This is a genomic window from Actinoplanes sp. NPDC051633 (assembly GCF_040681735.1).
Taxonomy (GTDB): domain Bacteria; phylum Actinomycetota; class Actinomycetes; order Mycobacteriales; family Micromonosporaceae; genus Actinoplanes.
This window is the reverse complement of record NZ_JBFAZH010001749.1, coordinates 1-1,160: the sequence shown is the minus strand read 5'-3', so window position 1 is coordinate 1,160 and position 1,160 is coordinate 1. Positions and strand designations below refer to the sequence as shown.

The following is a 1,160-nucleotide window of genomic DNA, read 5'->3' as shown; positions in this document are numbered from 1 at the left end:
GACTGCGGCGGATGGTCCCGGCGTTGTTCACCAGGATGTCCACCGGCCCGTCCCCGGTCACCTGCCGGGCGAACTCCGTCACCGCGGCCCGGTCGGCGAAGTCCACCCGATAGCCCTCGAATCGCCGGCCACGCCCCTCCACCAGCTTCTCCACGGCGCTACCGGACGGCTCCAGCTGGGCGCTGGCCGCGACGATGTCAGCGCCCGCCTCGGCCAGCGCGTCCGCCATCGCCAGCCCGATCCCGCGCCGGGCGCCGGTCACCACCGCCCGCTTGCCATGGAGATCGAAGGCACCAGTCATCGGTCCTGCCCCGCGCAGTCGATGAGCACCTTCATCACGCCACCGCCGGTGAGCGTCGTGAACGCGTCCGCGGCGTCCGCCAGCGGCAGGATCCGGGAGATCAGCTGCTCGGCCGGCACGTCACCGCGATGGATGATCTCCACGGCGGTGTCGAAGTCCGCTCGCTCGTAGACCCGGGCCCCGACCAGGGTGAGCTCCCGCCAGAACACGCGGTGCAGATCCACCTCGGGGGGCCGGGCATGGATGCCGACCACGACCAGGCGGCCGCGGACGGCCAGCACGCCCACCGCCGCGGCAATTCCCGCCGGGGAACCGGACACCTCGAACGCGACCGCCGCCCCCGCGCCTCCGGTCCACTCCTCGACGAAGTCCGCCAGGTTCACGGCAATCGGATCCACCGCGCTCAGCCCCAGGCCCGCCAGCAGGGTCCGCCGGAAGTTGTCCGGCTCGGAGACCACCACCTGCGCTCCCCAGGCCTGGCTCACCAGGGCGATCAGCGTTCCCACCGGCCCGCCCCCGACGACCACCACGTGCTCACCGGGCCGGACGCCGCCACGCCGGACGTCGTGCACGGCGACCGCCGTGGGCTCGACCAGGGCGCCGTGGGTCATCGGCAGGTCCGGCGGCAGCGCCACCAGCACACGCGCCGGGACCGTCCAGCGGCTCTGCAGGGCTCCCGGCGAGTCGATGCCGATGAAGGTGAGCCGTTGGCAGACGTGCTGGTGACCGGCGCGGCAGGCGGGACAGGCGCCGCACCAGTCGAGCGGCATGACGGTGACCGCCCGGCCCACCGTCCAATCCGAGACGCCCGCGCCGACGGCCGCGACGTGGCCGGACATCTCCTGCCCGATGGGCTGCG

At 73.7% G+C, this 1,160-nt stretch carries 2 protein-coding genes; both read right to left on the bottom strand.

All coding sequences use genetic code 11. The features are described from left to right. Positions 1–301 (bottom strand): SDR family NAD(P)-dependent oxidoreductase (locus tag AB0M20_RS44875; RefSeq protein ID WP_364307722.1); only part of this gene is annotated, 301 nt, incomplete at its 3' end. Beyond that, on the bottom strand, positions 298–1,160 hold an 863-nt coding region (locus AB0M20_RS44870; protein ID WP_364307720.1), incomplete at its 5' end, for a zinc-binding dehydrogenase. The genes AB0M20_RS44870 and AB0M20_RS44875, both read right to left, overlap by 4 nt.